Origin of the sequence: Pseudomonas sp. B23(2017) (assembly GCF_002113725.1) — a bacterium.
Taxonomy (GTDB): Bacteria; Pseudomonadota; Gammaproteobacteria; order Pseudomonadales; family Pseudomonadaceae; genus Aquipseudomonas; species Aquipseudomonas putida_Z.
This window is the reverse complement of the sequence record NZ_NEJM01000018.1, coordinates 1-26,311: the sequence shown is the minus strand read 5'-3', so window position 1 is coordinate 26,311 and position 26,311 is coordinate 1. Positions and strand designations below refer to the sequence as shown.

Here is a 26,311-nt window from a genome sequence, read left to right as displayed (position 1 = left end):
CCCCAATCCAGGGGTTAAGAGCAAACGGATTGCTTTGGTCGCTGATGTCACGTTGATCTGTCGATCCAACCAGTTCAGGCGCTGCTTTTTAGTGCAGTTTTTATTGTTCTCTGCCTGGTTGTGGGGCAAGCCCCAAACACGCATCCTCTCCAAAAGAATCAGTTAGCTGCGCCTCCGCCGTCTTGTTTTTATTGTGCGTGAGCCGTTTCGTCTTGTTCTTATTCTGAGTTGCAGTGCTTGTTATTGTTCTTGTACCAGACATATAGCAGGTGCCGTGCCAACTTTCGCAAACCCAGTAAAATCAATGGGTTGGAGATGGCGAGCAGTTTTTCAGTGGTCGAAAATGTCGAAATTTCGTTACCGTACGCCTCGGGAACTGTTACGGCGGAAAGCTTGGGTAACAGATTTTTGCGGGGGCTGATGTGTTACCTGGGGTGTGTGCGCTGGCTTTGCCGGCCCTTTCGCGGGTGAACCCGCTCCCACAGGGCTGCGCAGGTTTCGCTGAATCTCGGTAAGCCGGCTTCTACAAGGATTGCACCACCCTTGAGGGCAGTGAGATTTCTGTGGGAGCGGGTTCACCCGCGAAGAGGCCGGAACGGCAGATAGAGAGGGATCAGGGCAGGAGGAACCTCCCGCCCAGGCAGCGCGGTTACTCGCTGGTAGCGTTGCTCTTGCGCCGCGGGATACCCAGGCGCTGGCGGCGTTCCCACAGGCACTTGCGGCTGACCCCGAGCTTGCGGGCCAGCTCGGTCTCGGTCATGTGGTCCTGGTGCTCGAGCACGAAGTGCTGGAAGTAGTCTTCCAGCGACAGGTCCTCGGTCGGCTCATGGCTGGCATTCGCCGAACTGGCCACGACCAGGGCGTTGTCGAGGATTTCGTCCTCCTCCAGGTCACCCAGCTCGATGTCGATGCCCAGCAGGTCTGCGGAAATTTCTGCGCTCTCGCTGAGGATCACCGCACGCTCAACGGCGTTTTCCAGCTCTCGCACGTTACCCGGCCAGCTGTAGTGACGAATGGCCTGCTCGGCTTCGGCCGAGAAGTGCAGGTCGTCGCGGCCGATGCGCGCGCTCTGGCGGGCGAGGAAGGCGCTGGCGATCTCGTTGACGTCGCTGCCGCGCTCGCGCAGGGCAGGCAGTTTCAGGGCGATCACGTGCAGGCGGTAATACAGGTCTTCACGGAACTGGCCGGCCTTGGCCAGGTTCTTCAGGTCGCGGTGGGTCGCGGCGATCAGGCGTACATCGACCTTTTGCGACTGTACCGAACCCACCCGGCGAATCTCGCCTTCCTGCAGCACGCGCAGCAGGCGGGCCTGGGCTTCCAGCGGCAGTTCGCCGATTTCGTCGAGGAACAGGGTACCGCCATCGGCAGCTTCCACCAGGCCAGCGCGCCCGGCGCTGGCGCCGGTGAACGCGCCTTTCTCGTGGCCGAACAGCTCGGACTCGATCAGTGTCTCGGGGATGGCTGCGCAGTTCACCGAAATCATTGGTGCCTTGGCCCGACGCGACAGGTTGTGCAGGGCGCGTGCGACCAGCTCTTTACCGGTGCCCGACTCGCCTTGGATCAGCACGTTGGAGTCGGTGGGCGCGACCTTGCGGATCTTGCTGTACATGTCCTGCATTGGCGGGCACGAGCCGATGATGCCGATTTCGCCATTGGCGGCTGCCGCGCTGCCTTTGTCGGCCGGGGCGGCCTTGCCATTGGTGGCGCGTGGCTCGGCCGCCGGTGCGGCAGCCGGGGCGTTCTGCCGGTCGCGCAGGATACGCGCCACCGCTTGCAGCATCTCGTCGTGGTCGAAGGGCTTGGCGATGTAGTCCACCGCGCCCATTTTCATCGAGTCTACCGCCGAGCGCAGGCTGGCGTAGCTGGTCATGATCAGCACCGGGGTGCCCTGGCCGAGCTTGATCAGCTCGGTGCCGGGCGCGCCTGGCAGGCGCAGGTCGCTGACGATCAGGTCGAAGGTGGCAATGCTGAAGCGTTCCTGGGCTTCCTGCACCGAGCCGGCTTCGCTGACCTGGTACTGGTTCCGTTCGAGCAGGCGACGCAAGGCCGAGCGGATGATGGTTTCGTCTTCGACGATCAGAATGTGCGGCATTGATTCAATTCTCTCGACGGTCTCGAATTTCAGGGGACGTCGCTACGACATGCCGGGGCAGGGTCACGCGGATCCGGGTGCCACGTTGCCGTTCGATATCGGCCGGGCTGTCGATGGTGATTTGCCCATAATGCTCTTCCACGATGGAATAGACCAGAGCGAGCCCCAGTCCGGTGCCTTCGCCCGGGTCCTTGGTGGTGAAGAAGGGTTCGAACAGGCGGTCCATGATGTTCTTCGGGATCCCGCTGCCCTCATCCTCGACGATCAGGTCGACGGTGTGCTCGCTGACTTCGCTGCGCACGCGCACGGCGCTGCCGGGCGGCGAAGCGTCTCGGGCGTTGGAGAGCAGGTTGATCAGCACCTGGGCCAGGCGCTGCGGGTCCCCTTCGGCCCAGTGCTCCGGGTCGCAGAGGTTGAAGAACTGTACTTCGAAATTGCGCCGGTTCAACGCCAGCAGACCGATGGCGTCCTGTGCCACTTCGGCCAGGCATACTGGCTCTTCGCTGTTCTGGTGGCTGCCGCCGGCATGGGCGAAGCTCATCAGCGACTGGACGATGCGCGATACCCGCTTGGTCTGTTCGAGAATCTGGCTGGACAGCTCGATGATTTCGCCATCGCCCTCACGCTCCTCGCGCAGGTTCTGCGCCAGGCAGGCGATGCCGGTGATCGGGTTGCCGATCTCGTGTGCCACGCCGGCGGCCAGGCGGCCGATGCTGGCCAGGCGTTCGGAGTGCACCAGCTTGTCTTCCAGCGCCTGGGTTTCGGTAAGGTCCTCTACCAGCAGCACCAGGCCGCTGTTGCCCGGGGCCAGCGGCTCGTCGATGGCCGCCTTGTGCAGGTTCAGCCAGCGCGGCTGGCCGTCCAGCGCCAGGCGCTGCTTGTGCAGGTGCTCGTCGGGCACGTTGATGAAGCCTTGCAGCAGGCCGCGCCAGGGTTCGCTGATGGTGACCAGGCGCGAGCCGACCACGTGCTTGGCAGCGATGCCGGTGAGCTCTTCCATGGCCTTGTTCCACATCAGGATTTCCTGGTCCTTGGCCAGCGAGCAGACGCCCATGGGCAGTTCCTGCAGGGTCTGGCGGTGGTAGCGGCGCAGGGCGTCGAGCTCGGCGGCCAGGCCGGTCAGGCGCGAGTGGTAGTCTTCCAGGCGGCTTTCGATGAAGTGGATGTCCTCGGTCACGTAGTTTTCGTTACCGGACTTGTACGGCAGGAAGGTCTCGACCATGTCCTGGGCCACGCTCGGCCCCATCAGGCCGGACAGGTTGGCCTCGATACGGTCGCGCAGGCGGCGCAAGGCATAGGGGCGGCGCTCGTCGAATGGCAGGTAAAGGTCGCGCAGGGCCTGCTCCACCTCCTTCTGTGCGGCCTTGGCGCCCAGCGGCTTGGCCAGTTGGGTGGCGAACTCCTGTGGCGAGGCGGCGTGCAGTTCGCGGCGTTGCGGGCGGCGCACATTGTCCACCGCGCAGGCTTCGGCGGCGCTGACCTCTTCGTTGCTGGCGTTGGTGAACAGCGAGATCAGGGTGAACAACAGCACGTTGGCCGCCAGCGAGGCGATGGCCGCCATGTGCCAGCTGGTGTCGTCCAGCACGTAGATCATGTCCAGCAGCGGGATGTAGAAGCCCTGCAGGTTGCCCAGCAGTGGCAGCAGCATGGTCACCATCCACACCAGGGTGCCGGCCAGCAGGCCGGCGATGAAGCCACGGCGGTTGGCAGTCGGCCAGTACAGTACCGACAGCACGCCCGGCAGGAACTGCAACGTGGCCACGAAGGCGACGATGCCCAGGTTGGCCAGGCTCTGATGGTTGTTCTGGGTCAGGTAGAACATGAACCCGGCGGTGATGATGGCGACGATCAGCGCGCGGCGGGTCCACTTCAGCCAGCGGTAGATGTTGCCTTCGGCCGGCGGCTGGTACAGCGGCAGCACCAGGTGGTTGAGGGCCATGCCCGACAGCGCCAGGGTGGTGACGATGATCAACCCGCTGGCGGCCGACAAGCCGCCGACGTAGGCCAGCAGCGCCAGTGCCTGGTTGTTGGCGGCAAGCCCCAGGCCCAGGGTGAAGTACTCGGGGTTGGTGGTGGCGCCCAGGCGCAGGCCGGCCCACAGCACCAGCGGCACGGCCAGGCTCATCAGCAGCAGGAACAGCGGCAGGCCCCAGCTGGCACTGACCAGCGAGCGCGGGTTGAGGTTTTCGGTGAAGGCCATGTGGTACATGTGCGGCATGACGATGGCCGAGGCGAAGAACACCAGCAGCAGGGTGCGCCATGGGCCTTCCTGCAGTGGCGTATGCAGAGCCGCCAGGGCGGTCTGGTTCTGCAGCAGCCACACTTCCAGTTCGTGCGGGCCGCCGAACACGCCATACAGGGCGTACAGGCCGATACCGCCCAGGGCCAGCAGCTTGATCACCGACTCGAAGGCGATGGCGAACACCAGCCCTTCGTGCTTTTCGCGTGTGGCGATGTGCCGCGAGCCGAAGAAGATGGTGAACAGGATGATCAGCGCACAGAAGGCGAAGGCCACCCGTGCCTTGACCGGTTCACCGGTGAGGATGCTGATCGAGTCGGCCACCGCCTGGATCTGCAGGGCCAGCAAGGGCAGCACGCCGATCAGCATGATGATGGTGGTCAGCGCCCCGGCCCAGGTGCTGCGGAAACGGAACGCCAGCAGGTCGGCCAGCGAGGACAGCTGGTAGGTACGGGTGATCTTGAGGATCGGGTAAAGCAGCACCGGCGCCAGCAGGAACGCGCCGGACACCCCCAGGTAACAGGCAAGGAAGCCGTAGCCGTACTGGTAGGCCAGGCCCACCGAGCCATAGAAGGCCCAGGCACTGGCGTACACACCCAGCGACAGGGTGTAGGTCAGCGGGTGGCGAATGATCGAGCGCGGGATCAACCCCCGCTCGCTGATCCAGGCCACGCCGAACAGCACCATGAGGTACGCGGCGCTGATCAGGATCATCTGGGTCAGGCTAAAGCTCATCGGCATCTCGTTGGCTCTGCAGGATGAAGGTGACGACGATCAGGATCAGCCAGAGCAGGTAAGGGCGATACCAGGCTCCGGTCGGTTCGATCCACCAGTCCATGATGGCCGGGGAGAACAGGTAGATCCCCACGACCAGAAGCAGGACCAAACGATAGATGTACATGCTGGCCTCGATGGTTGGGCGCTGCGGGCTTGGACTTATTATTGGCGCAAATGGCTGGGCGGATGCTAGCGGGAATCCATGGTGTTCGCCAAGAGGTTGAATTTATTGGGCTTTTGTTTTTGAGGGTGCGTTGCCTGTGCCGGCCTCTTCGCGGGTGAACCCGCTCCCACAGGTAATGCGCTTTCCTCAGGTTTGGTGAGGACCCTGTGGGAGCGGGTTTACCCGCGAAAGGGCCGGGCCTGCCTCAGCGCAAATCAGCCTCTGGCACCGTGGTCCGCTGTGCAATCGCCTCGGGCCGCCACTGCTTGCGAGCTACCGCCAATACCTCCGCCGGCGTTGCCAGCAACAACTCGGGGTCTGCTTCCTGCCCCAGCGCCCGCAACGCCCGCAGCAATAGCGGTGTCGCCTGGTCCGCCTGCAGCGGCGGCGAGCGGTACGACTTGCCCAGCTTGTGCCCGTCCGGCTGCACGATCAGCGGAATATGCAGGTAACGCGGCTGCGAAAAGCCCAACAACTCTTGCAGGTACAGTTGGCGCGGGGTGTTGTCGAGCAGGTCGGCCCCACGCACGATGTCGGTAACACCTTGCCAGGCATCGTCCAGTACCACCGCCAGCTGGTAGGCATACAGCCCGTCGCGGCGCTGGATGACGAAATCGCCCACTTCACGCCCCAGGTGCTGCTGGAACTCGCCCTGCACGCGGTCGGTAAAGCGGTAGATCAGCTCTGGCACGCGCAGGCGGATCGCCGCGCCTTCCCGAGCATGCCCGGCGTTGCGGCAAAGGCCCGGGTAGATGCCGTTGTAACCCTCAAGCTGCTTGCGCGAGCAGGTGCAGGCGTAGGCCAGGCCCATGTTGAACAGGCGGTCGACCACCGCGGCATAGGCATCGTGCCGCTGGCTCTGGAACACCACTTCGCCGTCCCACTCCAGGCCGTAGCGCTCCAGGGTCTGCAGGATCGCATCGCGAGCACCGGGCATTTCCCGAGGCGGGTCGGTGTCTTCCATGCGCAGCAGCCAGCGGCCGTTCACGGCGCGGGCATCGAGCCAGGAGGCGAGGGCGGCGACCAGCGAGCCGAAGTGCAGGAAGCCGCTGGGGGTGGGGGCGAAACGCCCGATGTAGCTTGATTCGGTCATGGTCAGGCTGGGCATATAAATGAAACGGGGCGCATGATGCGCCCCGTTCAGGTGGAAAGAAAGATCAGCCTTTGCCGACCGTCTTTTCCTTTTTCTCGGCGATTTCCTTGCAGTCGAAGCACAGGTCGGCGGTAGGGCGGGCCTCCAGGCGACGCAGGCCGATCTCGATGCCGCACGATTCGCACCAGCCGTACTCGTCGGCCTTGATCTTGTCGAGGGTCTTGTCGATTTTCTTGATCAGCTTGCGCTCGCGATCGCGGTTGCGCAGCTCCAGGGCGAATTCTTCTTCCTGGCTGGCACGGTCGGCCGGGTCGGGGAAGTTGGCTGCCTCGTCCTTCATGTGGTCCACAGTGCGGTCGACACTGTTCATCAGCTCTTGCTTCCAGGCGCCGAGAAGCTTGGTGAAGTGCTTTTTCATGGGCTCGCCCATGTACTCTTCACCCTTGGTTTCTACGTAGGGCTCGACACCGTACATGGTCTGGGCTTTTTGCTTTTCTACGGTGGACATGAATAGACCGCCTCTCACTCATCTGATCCAATGCGCAGGCTGCTCCATCTCCGGCACCCGCCGGCCCTGCGACTGCGAGCCGCCGAACTTACCAGATAGATCGGGGGTGCGCTACCCCGCCCGATCCTGGTAATTGACAGCGGCGCGAGCCGCACGTTCGGTGGCGTGCAGAGGTAGAATCTCCAGTTTAGACCCAATTGAGAGAAGGTCATGGCCCACCCCTACAGTGCGCGCAGCCGCGCCATCGAACCCTTCCACGTCATGGCGCTGCTGGCCCGGGCCAACGAGCTGCAGGCGGCCGGGCACGACGTGATCCACCTGGAAATCGGCGAGCCGGACTTCACCACGGCCGCGCCCATAGTTGCCGCCGGCCAGGCAGCATTGGCCGCCGGGCACACCCGCTACACCGCAGCACGCGGCCTGCCGGCACTGCGCGAAGCCATTGCCGGGTTCTATGGCCAGCGTTACGGCCTGAGTGTCGACCCTGAACGCATCCTCATCACCCCGGGTGGCTCCGGTGCGCTGCTGCTGGCCAGCAGCTTGCTGGTAGACCCAGGCAAGCACTGGCTGCTGGCCGACCCAGGCTACCCGTGCAACCGCCACTTCCTGCGCCTGGTCGAGGGCGGGGCGCAGCTGGTGCCGGTGGGCCCGGACGTGAATTACCAGCTGACTGCCGACCTTGTCGACCGCTACTGGGACAAGGACACGGTTGGAGCCCTGGTCGCCTCGCCGGCCAACCCGACCGGCACCGTGCTGGGGCGTGACGAGCTGGCCGGCCTGTCCAGCGCCACCCGCGAACGGCATGGCCACCTGGTGGTGGACGAGATCTACCACGGGCTGACCTATGGCATGGACGCACCCAGCGTGCTGGAAGTGGACGACTCGGCATTCGTGCTGAATAGTTTTTCCAAGTATTTCGGCATGACCGGTTGGCGCCTCGGCTGGCTGGTGGCGCCTCCTGGCGCGGTGGCCGACCTGGAGAAGCTGGCACAAAACCTGTACATCAGTGCGCCCAGCATGGCCCAGCATGCCGCGCTGGCGTGTTTCCAGCCCGAGACCCTGGCCGTTTTCGAGGAGCGCCGGGCCGAGTTCGCCCGCCGCCGCGACTACCTGTTGCCTGCCCTGCGCGAACTGGGCTTCCGCATTGCCGTCGAGCCGCAGGGGGCGTTCTACCTGTATGCCGACATCAGTGCCTTTGGCGGTGACGCGTTCGCCTTCTGCCGGCACTTCCTGGAGACCGAGCACCTGGCCTTCACCCCGGGCCTGGACTTCGGCCGTCACCTGGCCGGCCACCATGTGCGCTTTGCCTACACCCAAAGCCTGCCGCGCCTGGAAGAGGCGGTACAACGGATCGCCCGCGGTCTGCGGAGCTGGCAAGGCTGATGCAATTCCATCCCCCACTCGAACAGGGACGCCTGCTGCGCCGCTACAAACGCTTTCTGGCGGATATCGAACTGCCCGGCGGCGAACAGCTGACCATCCACTGCCCGAACACCGGTTCCATGCTCAACTGCATGCGAGAAGGCGGGCAGGTGTGGTTCAGCCGCTCCAACGACCCCAAGCGCAAGCTCCCGGGCACGTGGGAAATCAGCGAAACACCGCAGGGGCGGCTGGCCTGTGTGAATACCGGGCGGGCCAATACGCTGGTCGAAGAGGCCCTGCGTGCCGGCATCATCGCCGAACTGGCCGGCTTCAGCGCTCTAAGGCGTGAAGTGGCCTACGGCGAGGAAGGCAGCCGCATCGACTTTCGTCTGGAATTCGAGGGTGCCCCGGCCTATGTCGAGGTCAAGAGCGTGACCCTGGGCTACCCAGACAGCACGGTCGCGGCCTTCCCTGATGCGGTGACCCAGCGCGGTGCCAAACACCTGCGCGAGCTGGCGAAGCTGGCCAGGCAGGGCGTGCGGGCGGTGCAGCTGTATTGCGTGAACCTGACCGGTATCGACGCGGTGCGCCCGGCCGAGGAAATCGATGCGGCCTATGCCCAGGCCTTGCGCGCGGCGGTGGCGGACGGGGTGGAGGTGCTGGCCTACGGCACGCGCCTGGACGCCGAAGGCATCGTCATCGACCGCCGCCTGCCGGTGCTGCTTACCCCTTGAACCAGATGCCCTGGCTGTCCTCGTGGCAGCCCAGGGCCTGCAGTTGCTCGCCTTCGCATGGCCCGGCCACGCATTCGCCGCTTTCGATCAGGAACAGCGCGCCATGATGGGCGCAGTGAATCAGGCTGGCGCTGTCATCGAGAAACGCATCTTCCGCCCAGTTCAGCGGGATGCTGCGGTGCGGGCAACGGTTGCGGTAGAGGTACACCTGGCCCTGGCGGCGTACGCCGAACAGTTCGATGCCGTCTACGCTGAAGGCGCGGCTTTGGCCTTCGGCCAGGCCGTGGGAGGTACAAAGGAAGTGCATGGCAAGGACGACTCGTGAAACAGGTGGTGGCTTGACGCATCAATGCGAATAATTATCAAATTGCCCGCATTCGCTGCGCCCGGCTGCTTATGGTGCGCAGTTCCGTCGCCCGCCACAAGGCGCGCGGCCCGCCTGCAGAAGGAACCCGATGATGCGCCGTCCCGTCGCCTTGCTCGCCCTGTGCGCGAACCTTGTGCTCTCCACCCAGGCCCCGGCGGCCGAGCTGCCGCAGCGTTGGGTCAGCGCTGGTGGGGCACTGAGCGAATGGATCAGCGCGCTGGGTGGTGAAGCGCGGTTGGTGGGTGTGGACACCACCAGCCAGCATCCGCCATCGCTGAAGTCACTGCCCAGTGTCGGCTACCAGCGGCAGCTGTCTGCGGAAGGCATTCTCAGCCTGCGCCCGGATGTGCTGGTGGGCACCGAGGAAATGGGGCCGCCGCCGGTATTGGCGCAAATCCGCAAGGCTGGCGTGCGGGTCGAACTGTTCTCCAGCAAGGCCGAACTGGCGGCGGTGGATGAAAACCTCAAGCACCTGGGGCAGTTGCTGGGCGCAGAACAGCAGGCCGCAGTCCTGACGTCAGGCTACCACCAGCAGCTCGATGCCTTGCAGGCCAAGGTCAGGCAGGCCCAGGCGGAGCAGAAGGCGCCAGGGGTGTTGCTGCTGGTCGGGCATGCCGGGGCCAAGCCGCTGATCGCCGGGCAGGGTACCGCCGGTGACTGGCTGCTGAGCCAGGCAGGCGGGCGCAACCTGGCAGAACATCAGGGCTACAAGAATTTCTCCAGCGAAGCACTGGCGGCGCTGGACCCGGATGTGATCGTGTTTTCCGACCGGGCGCTGGCCGATGAGCAGGCCTTGCAGGCGTTGCTCAAAGAAAACCCCGCGCTGGCGGCCTCGCGCGCTGTGCGCGAGAAACGCCTGGTATCGCTTGACCCGACGCTGTTGGTCGGCGGGCTCGGGCCACGCCTGCCGGCAACACTGCAGTTGCTTGCGGCCACCTTCTATCCGGCTGCCAAGGCCGGCCTCGCCCAATGAAACAGCGGGTCCAGCCACGCACGCTGTTCGTTTGCCTGAGCCTGTTGTGCCTGTTGGCGGTGTGGTTGTCTTTGGCCCTGGGGCCGGTCAGCCTGCCGCTGTTCGATACCCTGCGTGCCGGCCTGCGCCTGCTGGGGCTGCCCATTGCCGCTGATGGCCTGCAGCAGGCCGAGATGATCCTCGGCCAGATCCGCCTGCCGCGCACCTTGCTGGGGTTGGCGGTGGGCGCGGTGCTGGCGTTGTCCGGTGTGGCCATGCAGGGGCTGTTCCGTAACCCGCTGGCCGACCCCGGGCTGGTAGGGGTTGCCGCCGGGGCGGCGGTGGGCGCGGCGGTGGCCATCGTTGGCGGCAGTTGGCTGGGCGGCATGCCGGAGGTGCTTGCCCCTTACCTTTTGTCGCTGTGTGCTTTCATCGGCGGGCTGGGCGTGACTGCGCTGGTCTATCGTCTGGGGCGGCGCGACGGCCAGACCAACGTCGCCACGATGCTGCTGGCCGGTGTGGCCATGACCGCGTTGGGCGGTGCTGCCGTGGGGCTGTTCTCCTACCTGGCCGACGACGCCACGCTGCGCACGCTGACGTTCTGGAACCTGGGCAGCCTCAATGGTGCCAGTTACCAGCGGCTGTGGCCGTTGCTGCTGGTGGCTGCGGGCGTGGCAGTGTGGCTGCCACGCCGGGCCAAGGCGTTGAATGCCATGCTGCTGGGTGAGTCGGAGGCGCGCCACCTGGGCATCGATGTGGAGCGGCTCAAGCGCGAGCTGGTGTTCTGCACGGCGCTGGGCGTGGGTGCGGCGGTGGCGGCTGCCGGGTTGATCGGTTTCATCGGCCTGGTGGTACCGCACCTGGTGCGCTTGCTGGCCGGGCCTGATCACCGTGTGGTGCTGCCAGCTTCGTTGTTGGCGGGCGGTGTGCTGATGCTGTTCGCCGATTTGGCGGCGCGGCTGCTGCTGGCGCCTGCCGAGCTGCCGATCGGTATCGTCACGGCCTTTATCGGTGCACCGTTTTTCCTGTTCCTGCTGATACGAGGGCGCAGCTGATGTTGCAAGCCGAGGGCCTGTACTTGCGGCGGGGCAGCAACGAAGTGCTGCATGACATTCATTTGCAGCTGAGCCCGGGGCAGGTGGTGGGCGTGCTCGGCCCCAACGGTGCCGGCAAGAGCAGCCTGCTGGGTGTACTGTGTGGTGAGCTGGCGCCTGATCGCGGATGGGTGACGCTACAGGGCAGGCCGCTGGCCAACTGGGCCGGGCAGGAACGGGCCAGGCGCCTGGCGGTGTTGCCGCAGGTGTCTAGCCTGGGGTTCTCGTTCCGGGTCGAGGAAGTGGTGGGCATGGGGCGCATGCCCCATGGCACCGGGCAGCGGCGCGATGCGGAAATCGTCGAAGCGGCCTTGCGGGCGGCGGATGCCTGGCACCTGGTGGAGCGCAGTTACCTGGCGTTGTCTGGCGGCGAGCGGCAACGGGTGCACCTGGCTCGGGTACTGGCGCAGCTGTGGCCGGGCGAGGCGGGTAGCACGCTGCTGCTCGACGAGCCAACCTCGATGCTCGACCCGTTGCACCAGCACACCACCCTGGAAGCCGTGCGCCGCTTTGCCGACCGTGGCGCCGCGGTGCTGGTGATCCTGCATGACCTGAACCTGGCGGCGCGCTACTGTGACCGTATCCTGCTGCTGGAGCAGGGGCGCTGCCATGCCTTTGCCGCCCCCGAAGCAGTGCTGACGCCGGCGGCGTTGAAGGCGGTATATGGGATCGATGTACTGGTACAGGCGCACCCGGAGCGTGGGCATCCGCTGATCATCACTCGCTAACGCTGGCGCGATCTTTGTAGGAGCGGCCTTGTGTCGCGAAAGGGCTGCAGAGCAGCCCCGGCAATTTGTGCATCACTGCTGAAAATCTGGGGCCGCTTTGCGGCCCTTTCGCGACACAAGGCCGCTCCTACAAGGGCTCGTGCAGGCCATGAATGGAGGTACTGCCCATGCGACATCCGCTGCTGTCCGCTTTCTCGCTGTGCCTGGTGCTGGTACTGGGTGGCTGCCAGGCCAGCCTGCCACCGCTGCCCGCCTGGCAGAGCAGTGAGGGGCGCAGCCATGCCGAGCTGGGGCATATCGTCGATCTTGCCAATGGCCAGCTGATCAGCCCTGAGCAACTGGTGCAGCGCCTGTCTGCCGCCCCCCGGGTGCTGGTCGGCGAGAAGCACGACAACCCCGACCATCACGCACTGCAGCTGTGGCTGCTGCGCGCCCTGCAAGGCCAACGTGTGCAGGGCAGCCTGCTGCTGGAAATGCTGCAGCCCGAGCAGCAACCGCTGCTGGACAAGCTTGCGGGGCGACCTTTGCCGGTAGACCTGCCCAAGGCCCTGGCATGGCAGGACGGCTGGGATTGGCAGCTGTACGGGCCAATCGTGACTGAGGCTTTGCAGCAGCGGATGCCTGTGCTGGCCGCCAACCTCTCGCCCGGCGAGATGCGCCAGGCCTATCGACAGCCAGCTTCGTTACCGGGCGAACGCTCCAATGCGCCGATGGTCAAGGCCGCCTTGCTGGAGCATGTGCGTGCCGGGCATTGCGGGATGCTGCCAGAAAGCCAGTTGCCGGCGATGCTGGCCGTGCAGCAGCAGCGCGACCGGCGCATGGCCGAGCGCTTGCTGGCGGCGCCGCAGCCGGCACTGCTACTGGCTGGGGCTTATCACGTGCGCAAGGACCTGGGTGTGCCGTTGCACCTGGCTGACCTGCAAGCGCAGGGGGAGAGCAAGGTACTGCTGTTGGCAGAGGTCGGTGAGCAGGTCGAGGCAGGCGAGGCTGATTTTGTTTGGTACACGGCAGCGATGCCGGAGCAGGACTATTGCGCGCAACTGCGGTGACAGGGCTGCAAAGAGGCAAAAAAAAGACCCGGCAAATTGCCGGGTCAATAACCGTGATTAGCCTGATGAGGAGATAATCTGAGAGTCCGAACCAGGGGCTCTTAGCTTATCCAACCAGTCTCGCGACCAGTTGTGATAATCATAACGATTCTCATTTCGTCGTCAATCCCCTTCCTGAAATTATTTCTGATTTTTTTGCGCGGGGCTTTTCGCATCCAGTTGTTGGTTGAGCGCTTCTTTGCGCTCCAGCGGCAAATCGTTCCAGTGCATGTCCAGCAGGGCGCCTTCAATGGCATACAACAGCACCTTCGATGCGCGGAACCCTCGTGTCTTCACGGCCTGGTACGCACCCACCGCGCCCAGGCGGCGCAGATCCGATGCACTGTGGATGCCGGCTGCATGCAGCCACTGCGCAGAGGTCTTGCCAAGGTTCTTCAGATGCTGCAATTCATCGTTCATCGAGCCTCCTTGCGATGGCTGAACGGGGATTGGGGGATAAATCGCGAGCAGGTCAGAGAGGAGTGTAGCGGGGGATGGGAAATGCGCGGCCTTTTGCCATAGGGGGCGACGAGATGTCCTGCACTGGCCTCTTCGCGGGCTTGCCCGCTCCCACAAGGTTATCTGCAAGCCTCACGACTGACGCAGTACCTGTGGGAGCGGGCAAGCTCGCGAAGAGGCCGGCCCAGGAAAACGCTGACCTTACAGCCCAGGCAAGCGCTGGCGAATCTGCTCGATCACCTGGTCCATGCTCCCGGCACTCTGGGTATCGACGCGGGTGCTCTGCACCAGCTCTTGTGCACTCAGCGGCTCACGGCTGGCCTGCTGGGCCTTGACCACTTCCAGGGTGGCATCTGACGGGTCGGTGTTTTCTGCCCGGCGCTGCTCCAGCCAGCTGGCGATGACCGCATCCGGTGCATGGCAGTCGAGGATCAGGAATGGCACGCCGGTCTGGCTGGCGATGTCCGCCGCGGCCTGGCGCTGATCACGCTTGAGGTAGGTGGCATCCAGCACTACCGGGAAGCCGGCTCGCAGCACGGTCGCCGCCACCTCGTGCAGGCGCTGGTAGGTCGCGACACTGGCGTCCTGGTCATAGATGCCGGTACTTAGCTGGCCAGCGTCAGCCTGCTGCTGGTCGCCGAACAGGCGTTTGCGCTCCACATCCGAACGCACGCGGACCGCACCCAGGGCCTCGACCATGCGCATGGCGACGTGGCTTTTGCCCACTGCCGAAACACCGTGGGTAATGGCCAGCAGGCGCGACGGGATGGCGCTGTAGCTTTCTGCCAGGTTGGCATAGTTGCGGTAGGTGCGCAGGGTGGTGGCGCGCTGCACGCCATCGGCATCGGCTGGCATGCTGAACAGTGCAACCTTGGCCCGCACCAGCGCGCGGTAGGCTTTGTAGAAGTTGAGCAGTTCCAGGCCTTCGTAGTCGCCGGTCAGTTCCAGGTACTGGCTGATGAAGCGGCGGGCCAGGCATTTCAGGCCGCGGTCTTCCAGGTCCATGGCCAGGAAGCCGGTGTCGGCATACACGTCGGTCAGACGGAACGGTTCGTTGAACTCGATGCAGTCGAAGATCACCACCTTGCCGTCGATCAGGGTGGCGTTGCCCAGGTGGATGTCACCGTGGCATTCACGGATGAAACCATTGGCCTTGCGCTTTTCCAGCAGGCCATGCAGGCGCTCGAAGCTGCTGCGTGCCCAAGCCTGCAGGGCGTCGAGTTGCTGCAGGTCGGCCTTGTCGCTGAGGAACGGGCGAATCTGCTCGAAGTTCTGTTCCACCGGCGCCATCACGCTGTCCGGCGTGCCGAGCGGGTGCTCCACTGGAACGCGTGGGGCCTGCAGGTGGAACTCGGCGATCTGCCGGGCCATCTGGTCGATGTGCGCGGCGTTCAGCTCGCCATTGGCCTGCAGGGTATTGAGCATCTGCCCCTGGGGGAACTGGCGCATCTTCAGCACGTACTCGATGGCTTCGCCTTCACCACCGATCTGCGGCGCGTCGACGCTACCGGTGATCGGCAACACTTCCAGGTACAGGCCGTCGGTCAGGCGCTGGTTCAGGCGCAATTCTTCGTTACAGAAATGCTGGCGCTGGTCCAGGCCGGTGAAGTCGAGGAAGCCGAAGTTCATCGGCTTCTTGATCTTGTAGGCATACTCGCCAGTGAGCAGGACCCAGGAGATATGCGTCTCGATGAGCTGGAACCCATCCACGGGGTGAGGGTACAGGGCGGGGTTCTGCAACGCAGTGATAAGGGCTTGGCTCACGGGAAATCCTTCCGGGGGCAGGGAATTCGAATGCGCCATTATGGTCAATGGTGCCGTCCCTGCCTACCGCCGGGGGCGTCTGCCCAGCCTTTATAAAGTGCGTATAATCCGCCGCCATGACCCGAACCCGAAATCCCCGTACCCCTCAGAAACGCCCGACCGGCCGCTCCCGCGCCTGGCTGGGCTGGGCTTTGAAGCTCAGCCTGGTCGGCCTGGTGATCGTTGCCGGCTTCGCGGTTTACCTCGATGCTGTCGTCCAGGAAAAGTTTTCCGGCAAGCGCTGGACCATCCCGGCCAAGGTGTATGCCCGGCCGCTGGAGCTGTTCTCCGGCCAGAAGCTGAGCAAGAACGACTTCCTCACCGAGCTGGACGCGCTCGGCTACCGGCGTGAAAGCGCGGCCAACGGCCCGGGCGCGGCGGCAGTCAACGGCAACACCGTCGAGCTCAATACCCGTGGCTTCCAGTTCTACGAGGGCATGGAGCCGGCGCAGTTCGTGCGTGTGCGCTTCTCCGGCGATTATGTGGCGGGCCTTTCCGGCGCCAACGGCAAGACGCTCGACGTAGTGCGCCTGGAGCCGCTGATGATCGGCGGCATCTACCCGAAAAACCTCGAAGACCGCATCCTGATCAAGATCGACCAGGTACCCCCGTACCTGCTCGAAACCCTGGTGGCGACGGAAGACCGCGATTTCTACAGCCACTTCGGGGTGTCGCCCAAGTCCATCGCCCGGGCCATGTGGGTCAACACCTCGGCAGGTTCCATGCGCCAGGGTGGCAGTACCCTGACCCAGCAGCTGGTGAAGAATTTCTACCTCACCAGCGAGCGCAGCCTCAGCCGCAAGCTGACCGAGGCGATGATGGCCGTACTGCTGGAGCTGCACTACGACAAGCGCGAGATCCTCGAAGCCTACCTCAACGAGGTGTTCGTCGGCCAGGATGGCCAGCGTGCGGTGCACGGCTTCGGCCTCGCCAGCCAGTTCTTCTTCAGCCAACCGCTGTCGGAGCTGAAACTGCACCAGATCGCCTTGCTGGTGGGCATGGTCAAGGGGCCGTCCTACTACAACCCACGTCGCTATCCGGACCGCGCCCTGGCCCGCCGCAACCTGGTACTCGACCTGGTGGCCGAGCAGGGCGTGGCCAGCCAGGCAGAAGTCGATGCAGCGAAGAAGATGCCGCTGGGCGTGACCAAGCGTGGCAGCCTGGCCGACAGCTCGTTCCCGGCATTCCTCGACCTGGTCAAGCGCCAGTTGCGCCAGGACTACCGCGATGAAGACTTGACCGAAGAAGGTCTGCGCATCTTCACCAGCTTCGACCCGATCCTGCAGATGAAGGCCGAAACCTCGATGAGCGAGACCTTCAAGCGCCTGGCGGGCCGCAAGGGGGCGGACGAGGTGGAGTCGGCGATGGTCGTGACCAACCCGGAAACCGGTGAAGTGCAGGCGCTGATCGGCAGCCGCCAGGCCGGTTTCGCCGGCTTCAACCGCGCCATCGATGCCGTGCGGCCGATCGGCTCGCTGGTCAAGCCGGCGGTTTACCTGACCGCGCTGGAGCAACCGACCAGGTACACCCTGACCAGCCTGGTTCAGGACGAGCCGTTCTCGGTCAAAGGTGCCGACGGCCAGGTCTGGCGCCCGCAAAACTACGACCGCCGCCCGCATGGCACCATCTACCTGTACCAGGGGCTGGCCAACTCCTACAACCTGTCGACTGCCAAGATCGGCCTGGATGTGGGCGTGCCCAACGTGATCAAGACCATTGGCAGGCTGGGTGTGAATGTCGACTGGCCAGCCTTCCCGGCCATGCTGCTGGGTGCCGGCGGCATGTCGCCGATGCAGGTCGCGACCATGTACCAGACCATCGCCAACGGCGGCTTCAACACCCCGATGCGCGGTATCCGCAGCGTGCTCACCGCCGAGGGCGAGCCGCTCAAGCGCTACCCGTTCCAGATCCAGCAAACCTTCGACCCGGGGGCCATCTACCTGGTGCAGAACGCCATGCAGCGGGTGATGCGCGAAGGCACCGGCCGCTCGGTGTACAACACTTTGCCGCGTAATCTCACCCTGGCGGGCAAGACCGGTACCAGTAACGATTCGCGCGACAGCTGGTTCTCCGGTTTCAGCCAGGACCTGCTGGCCGTGGTATGGATGGGCCGTGACGATAACGGCAAGACGCCATTTACCGGTGCCACAGGTGCCCTGCAGGTGTGGACCAGCTTCATGAAAAAGGCCGACCCGCTACCGCTGGACATGCCGCAACCGGACAACGTGGTGCAGGCCTGGATCGACCCGTACAGTGGCCATGGGTCTGATGGCAGCTGTCCGGGAGCGGTGCAGATGCCGTATATTCGCGGCAGTGAACCGCCCGCCGGCGCGACCTGTGGCGGCGAGCAGGATCCAGTTGAATCGGTCATGGACTGGGTCAAGGGCTGGATGAATTAAGCACAGGCTGCATTGATGAGGTGTGACGTGAACAAGTGGCTGTTTCCTGCCGTGACGGCGCTGGCTGTGCTCCAGGGGTGCGCCAGCGTCCCGCGCGGCAATATTCCGGTGGTCGACTCGAGCACTCGCGTGTCCAACAGCGAACGCGTGACGGCCAACCGCTCTGCGGGTGGCTACAACGCGGGCACCGCGCAGGCGCAAACGCTGCCTGAAGACTCCGGCGTCACCGTGATGATCCCGCAGGGCGCTGGCGCTTCGGGCATCCAGACGTTCCCGGCGGCCAATGGCGCGGCGCCGATCAGCACCTCGCCGATTACCCCGGGGCCAATCACCCCAGGCCCGATTACCACAGGGCCGGTCACTTCGGCACCGATGACCACCAACCCCAACCCGATCGCCGACGAACCCTTCGACATCGCGGCGATGAACAGTGCCCCGCAAACCACCAGTGCGCCAACCGGTATCCCGCGTAGCAGTGCCGCTGCAGGTGGCCTGTCGGCCGACGAGCAGCTGGACGGCCCGGTGCTGGCGCTGCTGACCACCGCGAAGACCCAGCAGGGCAGTGGCGACTTCAACGGTGCCGCCTCGAGCCTGGAGCGTGCCCAGCGCATTGCCCCGCGCGAGCCGCAGGTGCTGTACCGCCTGGCCCAGGTACGCCTGTCGCAAGGTGATGCGCCGCAGGCCGAGCAACTGGCGCGTCGTGCCCTGACTTACGCCAATGGCCGCCCGAGCCTGCAGGCCGAGCTGTGGAACACCATCGCCCAGGCCCGCGAGAAGCAGGGTGATAACGCCGGCGCCGCACTGGCCCGGCAGAAGGCACGGGTCAATTCGTGATGATCGAACAGCGCATTCTGGATATTGCCGACCACCTGCTGCTGATCGAGCGTGAGCTGCAGGTGCAAGGCTGGTGGGATGACGAGCCGCCAAGCGACGAGGCACTGGCCAGTACGGTGCCTTTCGCTGTCGATACCCTCAGTTTCGAGCAGTGGCTGCAATGGATCTTCCTGCCGCGCATGAAGATCATCATCGAGCTAGGCCACCCGTTGCCCAACGCCTCCGGCATCCTGGTCATGGCCGAAACCGTGTTTACCGACCGGCCAGAGCAAAGTCGTGAGCTACGCCGCCTGTTGGCAGCATTTGACCAATTGATTGCTCCTTCCGCCTGATTTCTTCAGTTTTTCCTTCAAGGGCCGCAGATTGTGGCCCTTTTTTGTGGAAATCTTATTTATTCTGCTGCTGAAGCGATTTTTAGTGGTGGCAGGAATTCATCTTGGGGAAAAATTGGCAATAATTTTTCTTGACTTGTTGGCGCCGAATCAGAAGAATCCAATCTCCGCTGTAGAGGGACTGCCAGAAGCAGACCCGCTAAGCAGATCATGAGGCGCACACCCGCGCCGACCTGTTACACCCCGCAACGCGTTACCTCGCGCTGGGTGGGAAAACCCCGCAACACTCTGGGGCGCTCCCAATACTTGCTCAGTCAGTGCTGACGTTCGCTCATGCTCTGCTTGGCAGTAAACCTATTAAGACCCGTCCAGTGAGGACGGTATTCTGGCGTTTTAGAGGTGAACAACGTGGAGCTTTTATCTGGCGCTGAGATGGTCGTCCGCTTCTTGCGTGACGAAGGCGTTAAGCACATCTACGGGTACCCTGGTGGTGCTCTCCTGCATGTTTACGACGCGCTGTTCAAGGAACCGGAAGTCGAGCACATCCTGGTTCGTCATGAGCAGGCAGCTACCCATATGGCGGACGGTTACGCCCGCGCCACCGGCAAGGCCGGCGTGGTGCTGGTAACCTCCGGCCCGGGCGCGACCAATGCCATTACCGGTATTGCCACCGCCTACATGGACTCGATTCCGATGGTCATCCTGTCCGGCCAGGTGCCTAGCACCATGGTGGGTACCGATGCCTTCCAGGAAACCGACATGATCGGTATTTCGCGGCCGATCGTGAAGCACAGCTTCATGATCAAACATGCCAGCGAAATCCCCGAAGTTCTGAAAAAAGCATTCTACCTGGCGCAATCCGGTCGCCCAGGTCCGGTCGTGGTCGACATTCCAAAAGATATGACCAACCCGGCCGAGAAGTTCGAATACGTCTACCCGAAAAAGGTCAAGCTGCGCTCCTACAGCCCGGCGGTACGCGGCCACTCCGGCCAGATCCGCAAGGCTGCCGAGATGCTGCTGGCGGCCAAGCGCCCGATCGTCTACTCCGGTGGCGGCGTGATCCTCGGTGGTGGCTCCGAAGCCCTGACCGAAATCGCCAAGTCGCTGAACCTGCCGGTCACCAATACCCTGATGGGTCTGGGTGGCTTCCCGGGTACCGACCGTCAGTTCCTCGGCATGCTCGGCATGCACGGCAGCTTCACTGCCAACATGGCCATGCACCATGCCGACGTCATCTTCGCCGTCGGTGCCCGTTTTGACGACCGCGTGGTCAACGGCCCGGCCAAGTTCTGCCCGAACGCCAAGATCATCCATATCGACATCGACCCGGCGTCGATCTCCAAGATGATCAAGGCCGACGTGCCGATCGTCGGCCCGGTCGACAGCGTGCTCAGCGAAATGCTCGGCATCCTCAAGGAAATCGGCGAGCAGCCTGACAAGGCGGCGCTGGATGCCTGGTGGAAGCAGATCGACGAATGGCGTGGCAATGGCGAGCTGTTCCCTTACGACAAGGGTGACGGCAATGTCATCAAGCCGCAGAAAGTCATCGAGACCCTGTGCGAAGTGACCAATGGCGATGCCTTCGTCACCTCCGACGTGGGCCAGCACCAGATGTTCGCGGCGCAGTACTACCGCTTCAACAAGCCGAACCGCTGGATCAACTCCGGTGGCCTGGGCACCATGGGCTTCGGCTTCCCGGCTGCGATGGGCGTCAAGCTCAACTTCCCGGACCAGGACGTGGCCTGCGTGACCGGCGAAGGCAGCATCCAGATGAACATCCAGGAGCTGTCCACCTGCATGCAGTACGGCCTGCCGGTGAAGATCGTCAACCTGAACAACGGTGTGTTGGGCATGGTCCGCCAGTGGCAGGACATGGCCTACAACGGTCGTCACTCGCACTCGTACGTCGAGTCGCTGCCTGACTTCATCAAGCTGGCCGAGGCCTATGGCCATGTGGGTATCCGCATCACCAGCCTGAAGGACCTCAAGCCGAAGCTGGAAGAAGCGTTTGCGATGAAGGACCGCCTGGTGTTCATCGACATCGCAGTTGACCGCAGTGAGCACGTCTATCCGATGCAGATCAAGGATGGCTCGATGCGTGACATGTGGCTGAGCAAGACGGAGCGTACCTGATATGCGGCACATCATCTCCCTGCTGCTGGAAAACGAACCAGGTGCGTTGTCCCGCGTGGTCGGCCTGTTCTCCCAGCGTAACTACAACATTGAAAGCCTGACCGTGGCGCCGACCGAAGACCCGACCCTGTCGCGTCTGACGCTGACCACCGTTGGCCATGACGAAGTGATCGAACAGATCACCAAGAACCTGAACAAGCTGGTCGAAGTGGTCAAGCTCGTCGACCTGTCGGAAAGCGCTCACATCGAGCGTGAACTGATGCTGGTCAAGGTCAAGGCCACCGGTGCCCAGCGCGCCGAGATCAAGCGCACCACGGATATCTTCCGTGGCCAGATCGTCGATGTGACCGCCAGCGTGTACACCGTGCAGCTGAGCGGCACCAGCGACAAACTGGACAGCTTCATCCAGGCGATCGGCACTGCATCGATTCTCGAAACCGTGCGCAGCGGCGTTACCGGCATTGCCCGTGGCGACAAAGTGCTCAGCATCTAAATTCAAAAATTAGCGATGGCTCCGCAGGGGCCGAGATATAACCAGGGGTATTTTCATGAAAGTTTTCTACGATAAAGACTGCGACCTTTCCATCATCCAGGGTAAGAAAGTCGCCATCATCGGTTACGGTTCCCAGGGCCACGCTCAGGCGTGCAACCTGAAGGACTCCGGTGTAGATGTCACCATCGGTCTGCGTAAAGGTTCGGCCACCGTTGCCAAGGCAGAAGCCCATGGCCTGAAAGTGACCGACGTTGCCTCTGCCGTCGCTGCTGCCGACCTGGTCATGATCCTGACCCCGGACGAGTTCCAGGGCCAACTGTACAAGCAGGAAATCGAGCCGAACATCAAGAAGGGCGCTACCCTGGCCTTCTCCCATGGCTTCTCGATCCACTACAACCAGGTTGTTCCACGTGCCGACCTCGACGTGATCATGATCGCGCCGAAGGCCCCGGGCCACACCGTTCGCTCCGAGTTCGTCAAGGGCGGCGGTATCCCTGACCTGATCGCCATCTACCAGGACGCCTCCGGCAACGCCAAGAATGTTGCCCTGTCGTACGCTTCGGGCGTAGGCGGCGGCCGTACCGGCATCATCGAAACCACCTTCAAGGACGAGACCGAAACCGACCTGTTCGGTGAGCAGGCTGTTCTGTGCGGCGGTACCGTAGAGCTGGTCAAGGCCGGTTTCGAAACCCTGGTCGAAGCTGGCTACGCGCCGGAAATGGCCTACTTCGAGTGCCTGCACGAACTGAAGCTGATCGTTGACCTCATGTACGAAGGCGGCATCGCCAACATGAACTACTCCATCTCCAACAACGCCGAGTACGGTGAGTACGTAACCGGTCCGGAAGTCATCAACGAAGAATCCCGCAAGGCCATGCGCAACGCCCTGAAGCGCATCCAGGACGGCGAGTACGCGAAGATGTTCATCTCCGAAGGTGCTACCAACTACCCATCGATGACCGCCAAGCGCCGCAACAACGCCGCTCACGGCATCGAAATCATCGGCGAGCAACTGCGCTCGATGATGCCGTGGATTTCGGCTAACAAAATCGTCGACAAGACCAAGAACTAAGTCTTATCGAAAGATGAAAAACGCGGCTTCGGCCGCGTTTTTTCGTTCTGACAGTCAGCTTCTGGTATAAAGCAGACCAGTGGCCTGCCGTCAGAACCTGTTTTGCAGGCCCGTGTCGAACATTTTCCATCCTGTTGCAAGGTACCCTCCATGAGCGAACGTCCCGAAGAGCCGAACAAGCCCTCCGACGCCGAAAGCCTGCTACCTGTCGATGAGCACGTTGAAGAAGGGCATGACGCCGAAGGGCGCAAGGTGCGCCATCGCGGCATCTACCTGCTGCCCAACCTGTTTACCACCGCCAACCTGTTTGCCGGTTTCTATTCCATCATCAGCTCGATGAGCGCGCAGAGCGCCCTGAGCGCCGGTGACCCGCGCGAGGCGAGCAAGTACTTTGCCTTCGCTGCCATCGCCATCTTCGTGGCCATGGTGCTCGACGGCCTCGATGGCCGTGTCGCGCGCATGACCAACACCCAGAGCGCCTTTGGTGCCGAGTACGACTCGCTGTCGGACATGGTCGCCTTCGGTGTGGCTCCGGCCTTGCTGGCCTTTGGCTGGGCGCTGGGCGACATGGGCAAGGTCGGCTGGATGGTCGCCTTCATCTATGTGGCCGGTGCAGCACTGCGCCTGGCACGCTTCAATACCCAGGTCGGCACCGCCGACAAGCGCTACTTCATCGGCCTGGCCAGCCCGGCTGCCGCGGGCGTGGTCGCGGGTACCGTGTGGGCGTTCAGCGACTACGGCATCCAGGGCTCCAAGCTGTCGTTCCTGGTGGCGCTGCTGGTGGCTGCTGCCGGCATGCTGATGGTCAGCAACATCAAGTACAACAGCTTCAAGGAGCTGGACCTCAAGGGCCGTGTACCGTTCGTGGCTATCCTGGCCGTGGTGCTGGTGTTTGCCGTGGTGTTCAGTGACCCGCCGCGTATCTTGCTGCTGATCTTCCTCGCCTATGCGGCTTCGGGGCCGATCCAGTTCCTGCTCAAGGCACGCCGTCGTAAAGCGTGACAATCATTTAATGCAGGAATAACCCGCCGGCTCCATAGTCTTACTGGTACATCCGTTATCCAGTGCTGTGGAGCCGCTCATGCTCATCAAGCTACCCAGGTCTTCCGAGTGCAAGGCGTCGGAGATCACCCCCGAAGGCATCTACCTCTCCCGTCGTACCCTGCTGGGTGGCTCGTTGGCCGGCCTGGCCTTGGGTGCCTTGCCGAGCATGGCGCGCGCAACTGAAGCCAGCCGTTACGCCGATGTCGAGGCGGGCAGGGCGCCTGGCTGGTTCAGTGAAAAGCTCGCGGCCACTCGATGGCAGGCAGTAACGGTAAAGGGTGAGGCAATCACGCCGTTCAAAGATGCCACCCACTACAACAACTTCTACGAGTTCGGGCCCGACAAGGGTGACCCGGCGGCCAATGGCGACAGCCTGAAAACCGAACCGTGGAGCGTTGTGGTCGATGGCGAAGTGGGCAAGCCCGGGCGCTATGCACTGGAAGACTTCGTCAAGCCGTACCAGCTTGAGGAGCGCATCTACCGGCTGCGTTGCGTCGAGGCGTGGTCGATGGTCATTCCGTGGCTGGGCTTCCCGTTGGCGCAGTTGCTCAAGCAGGTCGAGCCGACGTCCAAGGCGCGCTATGTGCGCTTCGAAACCCTGAAAGACCCGGAGCACATGCCGGGGCAGCGTTCGGGGTTCGCCTTGATCGACTGGCCTTATAGAGAAGGCTTGCGTCTGGATGAGGCGATGCATCCTTTGGCGATCCTGGCGGTCGGCATGTATGGCCGGGAGCTGCCCAACCAGAATGGCGCGCCGTTGCGGCTGGTGGTGCCGTGGAAGTATGGCTTCAAGAGCATCAAGTCGATCGTGCGTATCAGCCTGGTGGCCGAGCAACCGGGCACCACCTGGGAAGGGCTGGCGCCGGATGAATATGGGTTCTATGCCAATGTGAACCCGACGGTCGACCACCCCCGTTGGAGCCAGGCGCGTGAACGGCGGCTGCCCAGCGGGCTGTTCAGTCCCAATGTGCGGGAAACCCAGATGTTCAATGGCTATGCCGATGAAGTGGCGTCGCTGTATACCGGGCTTGATCTGCGGAAGAACTATTGATGCGTTACCCCTGGTTTCGTCTGGCCATCTTCATCGTGGGGTGCCTGTTCCCGGTCTGGTGGTTGTATGAGGCGGCGATGAATCTGTTAGGGCCTGACCCTGGAAAGATCCTGATGGACCGGCTTGGGCTCGGGGCGCTGACCTTCCTGCTGGTTACCTTGGGCATGACGCCGCTGCAGAAGCTGACGGGATGGTCGGGCTGGATCGTGGTGCGCCGGCAACTGGGGTTGTGGGTGTTTGCCTATATCGTGCTGCACTTCCTGGCTTACCTGTTCTTTATCCTTGGGCTGGACTGGGGGCAGTTGACGGTTGAGTTGCGCAAGCGGCCTTACATTATTGTGGGTGCGCTTGGGTTTCTTGGGCTGCTGGCCCTGGCGGTTACCTCGAATCGGTATAGCCAGCGGCGGTTGGGTGCGCGTTGGAAGAAGCTGCACCGGTTGGTGTACGTGATACTTGGGTTGGGGTTGCTGCATTTCTTGTGGATCGTGCGCTCGGATCTGCGGGAGTGGGCAATCTATGCGGTCATTGGGGCTGTGTTGATGGTGTTGCGAGTTCCCGCGGTTTCGCGGGTGCTGCCAAGGGTTGGACGGAGGCAGGGGAGGGTGGTTTGAGAGTGGGGTGGGGCAGCCAGGGGCCTGTCTTGGGATGGCATTGGCTTTGAGATGTATCTGTCTTGGGGTTTCTGGCGCCTGTGAGATCGAGCGCCGCCCGCGCGGCGCTTCGCGGGGCAAGCCCGCTCCCACATTTGTTGCAACGTGCCGAACCTGTCGGGCCATGGTTGCCCGCCTTCGTGCTCGTCTTGAAGCAGGTGGGGCGGCATCAATGCCCACGAGATCCAGCCATGCCAACAAGGCTGACAACCATGCCCTCACAGGCATGGCCACGTTGCAACAAATGTGGGAGCGGGCTTGCCCCGCGAAGCGCCGCGCGGGCGGCGCTCGATCTCATAGGCGCAGAAGGTGTTGCGGCGAGCACCTGGTGGCCTTGATAAGGTCTTCGCCTGGAACATTTCAAATAAATGAAATTAAAGGTTGACGCCCTCTCGAATCCCCTTATAATGCGCCCCACTTCCAGCGACGCCGAAACGACAAACTCCTTGAGATTCAATGAGTTAGATAGTTGAAGCGAAGTTGGAAGGGCTACGATCGAATGATCGCCAGCGGTTGAGATGATGGTTGACAGCGCTTCTAAACGCTGTATGATTCGCCTCCCGCTACGAGAGATCGCAGCGAGTCAAGTGTTTGAAGCTAAACGAGTTTCTCGCAAAAAACTTCAAAATAAACGCTTGACAGCAAATGAGGAAAGCGTAGAATGCGCGCCTCGGTTGAGACGAAAAGCTCTTAACCAAACGCTCTTTAACAAATCGAATCAAGCAATTCGTGTGGGTGCTTGTGAGTACGGACTGATAGTCACAAAGATTATCAGCATCACAAGTGGCCATGCGAGAAATCACATAGTCATTTGAGATTGCTGAGCCAAGTTTAGGGTTTCTTA

General features: G+C 63.0%; 23 protein-coding genes. 15 read left to right on the top strand and 8 right to left on the bottom strand.

The genetic code is table 11. The features are described 5' to 3' along the window. Positions 1-649 precede the first annotated feature (649 nt). The 5 genes from CAG46_RS23895 to dksA all read right to left on the bottom strand — a co-directional run bounded on the left by CAG46_RS23895 (position 650) and on the right by dksA (position 6,872). Positions 650-2,092, bottom strand: a complete 1,443-nt coding sequence (locus CAG46_RS23895; RefSeq protein WP_013974271.1) for a sigma-54 dependent transcriptional regulator — start codon at positions 2,090-2,092, stop codon at positions 650-652. 4 nt (positions 2,093-2,096) lie between these two features. Next, positions 2,097-5,072 carry a sensor histidine kinase gene (locus CAG46_RS23890; protein ID WP_025340687.1) on the bottom strand — a complete coding sequence of 992 codons (2,976 nt, stop codon included), beginning with the start codon at positions 5,070-5,072 and terminating at the stop codon, positions 2,097-2,099. After that, positions 5,056-5,232 carry a hypothetical protein gene (locus CAG46_RS28570; RefSeq protein WP_003250005.1) on the bottom strand — a complete coding sequence of 59 codons (177 nt, stop codon included), beginning with the start codon at positions 5,230-5,232 and terminating at the stop codon, positions 5,056-5,058. The genes CAG46_RS23890 and CAG46_RS28570 overlap by 17 nt, the downstream gene beginning before the upstream one ends. A 244-nt stretch (positions 5,233-5,476) precedes the next feature. Beyond that, the gene (gene gluQRS, locus CAG46_RS23885) at positions 5,477-6,364 is read right to left on the bottom strand and encodes a tRNA glutamyl-Q(34) synthetase GluQRS (RefSeq protein WP_084785353.1); all 888 of its coding nucleotides are present in this window, start codon (positions 6,362-6,364) and stop codon (positions 5,477-5,479) included. Between the two features lie 64 nt (positions 6,365-6,428). After that, positions 6,429-6,872: an RNA polymerase-binding protein DksA gene (gene dksA, locus CAG46_RS23880; RefSeq protein ID WP_025340685.1), complete on the bottom strand. Its 444-nt coding sequence runs from the start codon at positions 6,870-6,872 to the stop codon at positions 6,429-6,431. A 210-nt stretch (positions 6,873-7,082) separates the two neighbouring features. On the opposite strand from dksA, the gene CAG46_RS23875 reads away from it, so the two are divergent. Together CAG46_RS23875 and sfsA are read left to right on the top strand one after the other, a co-directional pair. Further along, entirely contained in the window at positions 7,083-8,255 is a 1,173-nt protein-coding gene (locus CAG46_RS23875; protein WP_085617905.1) for a pyridoxal phosphate-dependent aminotransferase, read from the top strand. After that, positions 8,255-8,968, top strand: a complete 714-nt coding sequence (gene sfsA / locus CAG46_RS23870; RefSeq protein WP_085617903.1) for a DNA/RNA nuclease SfsA — start codon at positions 8,255-8,257, stop codon at positions 8,966-8,968. Before CAG46_RS23875 ends, sfsA begins: the two co-directional genes overlap by 1 nt. Here the strand turns inward: sfsA and CAG46_RS23865 are convergent. Then, complete coding sequence (locus CAG46_RS23865; protein ID WP_025340682.1) at positions 8,958-9,275, bottom strand: Rieske (2Fe-2S) protein; 318 nt, start codon at positions 9,273-9,275, stop codon at positions 8,958-8,960. The genes sfsA and CAG46_RS23865 overlap by 11 nt on opposite strands. Positions 9,276-9,423: 148 nt before the next feature. Between CAG46_RS23865 and CAG46_RS23860 the strand changes: the two genes are divergently transcribed. The 4 genes from CAG46_RS23860 to CAG46_RS23845 all read left to right on the top strand — a co-directional run bounded on the left by CAG46_RS23860 (position 9,424) and on the right by CAG46_RS23845 (position 13,158). After that, a complete protein-coding gene (locus tag CAG46_RS23860; RefSeq protein ID WP_085617901.1) occupies positions 9,424-10,308 on the top strand; it encodes a hemin ABC transporter substrate-binding protein in 885 nt (294 codons plus the stop codon). A 50-nt stretch (positions 10,309-10,358) separates the two neighbouring features. Then, the gene (locus CAG46_RS23855) at positions 10,359-11,342 is read left to right on the top strand and encodes an iron ABC transporter permease (RefSeq protein WP_176240857.1); all 984 of its coding nucleotides are present in this window, start codon (positions 10,359-10,361) and stop codon (positions 11,340-11,342) included. Then, entirely contained in the window at positions 11,342-12,109 is a 768-nt protein-coding gene (locus CAG46_RS23850) for a heme ABC transporter ATP-binding protein (protein ID WP_085591731.1), read from the top strand. The genes CAG46_RS23855 and CAG46_RS23850 overlap by 1 nt, the downstream gene beginning before the upstream one ends. 167 nt (positions 12,110-12,276) lie before the next feature. Further along, positions 12,277-13,158: a ChaN family lipoprotein gene (locus CAG46_RS23845; RefSeq protein ID WP_085617897.1), complete on the top strand. Its 882-nt coding sequence runs from the start codon at positions 12,277-12,279 to the stop codon at positions 13,156-13,158. A 180-nt stretch (positions 13,159-13,338) separates the two neighbouring features. Here CAG46_RS23845 and CAG46_RS23840 read toward each other — a convergent pair whose 3' ends face one another. Beyond that, positions 13,339-13,617 carry a TfoX/Sxy family protein gene (locus tag CAG46_RS23840; protein WP_013974260.1) on the bottom strand — a complete coding sequence of 93 codons (279 nt, stop codon included), beginning with the start codon at positions 13,615-13,617 and terminating at the stop codon, positions 13,339-13,341. 240 nt (positions 13,618-13,857) lie between these two features. Next, positions 13,858-15,420 carry a bifunctional aminoglycoside phosphotransferase/ATP-binding protein gene (locus CAG46_RS23835; RefSeq protein WP_085617894.1) on the bottom strand — a complete coding sequence of 521 codons (1,563 nt, stop codon included), beginning with the start codon at positions 15,418-15,420 and terminating at the stop codon, positions 13,858-13,860. A 116-nt stretch (positions 15,421-15,536) separates the two neighbouring features. Between CAG46_RS23835 and mrcB the strand changes: the two genes are divergently transcribed. The 9 genes from mrcB to msrQ all read left to right on the top strand — a co-directional run bounded on the left by mrcB (position 15,537) and on the right by msrQ (position 25,428). After that, a complete protein-coding gene (gene mrcB, locus CAG46_RS23830; RefSeq protein ID WP_085591736.1) occupies positions 15,537-17,858 on the top strand; it encodes a penicillin-binding protein 1B in 2,322 nt (773 codons plus the stop codon). 15 nt (positions 17,859-17,873) lie between these two features. Beyond that, the gene (locus tag CAG46_RS23825; protein WP_038408278.1) at positions 17,874-18,692 is read left to right on the top strand and encodes a M48 family metallopeptidase; all 819 of its coding nucleotides are present in this window, start codon (positions 17,874-17,876) and stop codon (positions 18,690-18,692) included. Next, on the top strand, positions 18,692-19,024 hold the full coding sequence (locus tag CAG46_RS23820; RefSeq protein WP_025340674.1) for a YqcC family protein: 333 nt from the start codon (positions 18,692-18,694) through the stop codon (positions 19,022-19,024). Before CAG46_RS23825 ends, CAG46_RS23820 begins: the two co-directional genes overlap by 1 nt. A 408-nt stretch (positions 19,025-19,432) precedes the next feature. Continuing rightward, positions 19,433-21,157 (top strand): acetolactate synthase 3 large subunit, encoded by a 1,725-nt coding sequence (locus CAG46_RS23815; protein WP_015271834.1) that lies wholly within the window; start codon positions 19,433-19,435, stop codon positions 21,155-21,157. Between the two features lies 1 nt (position 21,158). Further along, entirely contained in the window at positions 21,159-21,650 is a 492-nt protein-coding gene (gene ilvN / locus CAG46_RS23810) for an acetolactate synthase small subunit (RefSeq protein WP_003250040.1), read from the top strand. 55 nt (positions 21,651-21,705) lie between these two features. Then, positions 21,706-22,722, top strand: a complete 1,017-nt coding sequence (ilvC, locus tag CAG46_RS23805) for a ketol-acid reductoisomerase (protein ID WP_013974255.1) — start codon at positions 21,706-21,708, stop codon at positions 22,720-22,722. Between the two features lie 150 nt (positions 22,723-22,872). Then, a complete protein-coding gene (pssA, locus tag CAG46_RS23800; protein WP_003250045.1) occupies positions 22,873-23,724 on the top strand; it encodes a CDP-diacylglycerol--serine O-phosphatidyltransferase in 852 nt (283 codons plus the stop codon). Between the two features lie 79 nt (positions 23,725-23,803). Continuing rightward, positions 23,804-24,817, top strand: a complete 1,014-nt coding sequence (gene msrP / locus CAG46_RS23795; protein ID WP_085617892.1) for a protein-methionine-sulfoxide reductase catalytic subunit MsrP — start codon at positions 23,804-23,806, stop codon at positions 24,815-24,817. Continuing rightward, the gene (msrQ, locus tag CAG46_RS23790; RefSeq protein WP_085617890.1) at positions 24,817-25,428 is read left to right on the top strand and encodes a protein-methionine-sulfoxide reductase heme-binding subunit MsrQ; all 612 of its coding nucleotides are present in this window, start codon (positions 24,817-24,819) and stop codon (positions 25,426-25,428) included. Before msrP ends, msrQ begins: the two co-directional genes overlap by 1 nt. The last annotated feature ends 883 nt before the right edge of the window (positions 25,429-26,311 follow it).

Excerpts from the sequence above, each read along its gene's own strand:
- CAG46_RS23850 (WP_085591731.1), top strand. The coding sequence starts at position 11,342 with ATGTTGCAAGCCGAGGGCCTGTACTTGCGGCGGGGCAGCAACGAAGTG.
- CAG46_RS23875 (WP_085617905.1), top strand. The coding sequence starts at position 7,083 with ATGGCCCACCCCTACAGTGCGCGCAGCCGCGCCATCGAACCCTTCCAC.
- mrcB (WP_085591736.1), top strand. The coding sequence starts at position 15,537 with ATGACCCGAACCCGAAATCCCCGTACCCCTCAGAAACGCCCGACCGGC.
- pssA (WP_003250045.1), top strand. The coding sequence starts at position 22,873 with ATGAGCGAACGTCCCGAAGAGCCGAACAAGCCCTCCGACGCCGAAAGC.
- gluQRS (WP_084785353.1), bottom strand. The coding sequence starts at position 6,364 with ATGACCGAATCAAGCTACATCGGGCGTTTCGCCCCCACCCCCAGCGGC.
- CAG46_RS28570 (WP_003250005.1), bottom strand. The coding sequence starts at position 5,232 with ATGTACATCTATCGTTTGGTCCTGCTTCTGGTCGTGGGGATCTACCTG.
- CAG46_RS23890 (WP_025340687.1), bottom strand. The coding sequence starts at position 5,072 with ATGCCGATGAGCTTTAGCCTGACCCAGATGATCCTGATCAGCGCCGCG.
- CAG46_RS23860 (WP_085617901.1), top strand. The coding sequence starts at position 9,424 with ATGATGCGCCGTCCCGTCGCCTTGCTCGCCCTGTGCGCGAACCTTGTG.
- ilvN (WP_003250040.1), top strand. The coding sequence starts at position 21,159 with ATGCGGCACATCATCTCCCTGCTGCTGGAAAACGAACCAGGTGCGTTG.
- CAG46_RS23840 (WP_013974260.1), bottom strand. The coding sequence starts at position 13,617 with ATGAACGATGAATTGCAGCATCTGAAGAACCTTGGCAAGACCTCTGCG.
- CAG46_RS23895 (WP_013974271.1), bottom strand. The coding sequence starts at position 2,092 with ATGCCGCACATTCTGATCGTCGAAGACGAAACCATCATCCGCTCGGCC.
- CAG46_RS23865 (WP_025340682.1), bottom strand. The coding sequence starts at position 9,275 with ATGCACTTCCTTTGTACCTCCCACGGCCTGGCCGAAGGCCAAAGCCGC.
- ilvC (WP_013974255.1), top strand. The coding sequence starts at position 21,706 with ATGAAAGTTTTCTACGATAAAGACTGCGACCTTTCCATCATCCAGGGT.
- CAG46_RS23825 (WP_038408278.1), top strand. The coding sequence starts at position 17,874 with ATGAGGTGTGACGTGAACAAGTGGCTGTTTCCTGCCGTGACGGCGCTG.
- dksA (WP_025340685.1), bottom strand. The coding sequence starts at position 6,872 with ATGTCCACCGTAGAAAAGCAAAAAGCCCAGACCATGTACGGTGTCGAG.
- sfsA (WP_085617903.1), top strand. The coding sequence starts at position 8,255 with ATGCAATTCCATCCCCCACTCGAACAGGGACGCCTGCTGCGCCGCTAC.
- msrQ (WP_085617890.1), top strand. The coding sequence starts at position 24,817 with ATGCGTTACCCCTGGTTTCGTCTGGCCATCTTCATCGTGGGGTGCCTG.
- CAG46_RS23845 (WP_085617897.1), top strand. The coding sequence starts at position 12,277 with ATGCGACATCCGCTGCTGTCCGCTTTCTCGCTGTGCCTGGTGCTGGTA.
- msrP (WP_085617892.1), top strand. The coding sequence starts at position 23,804 with ATGCTCATCAAGCTACCCAGGTCTTCCGAGTGCAAGGCGTCGGAGATC.
- CAG46_RS23820 (WP_025340674.1), top strand. The coding sequence starts at position 18,692 with ATGATCGAACAGCGCATTCTGGATATTGCCGACCACCTGCTGCTGATC.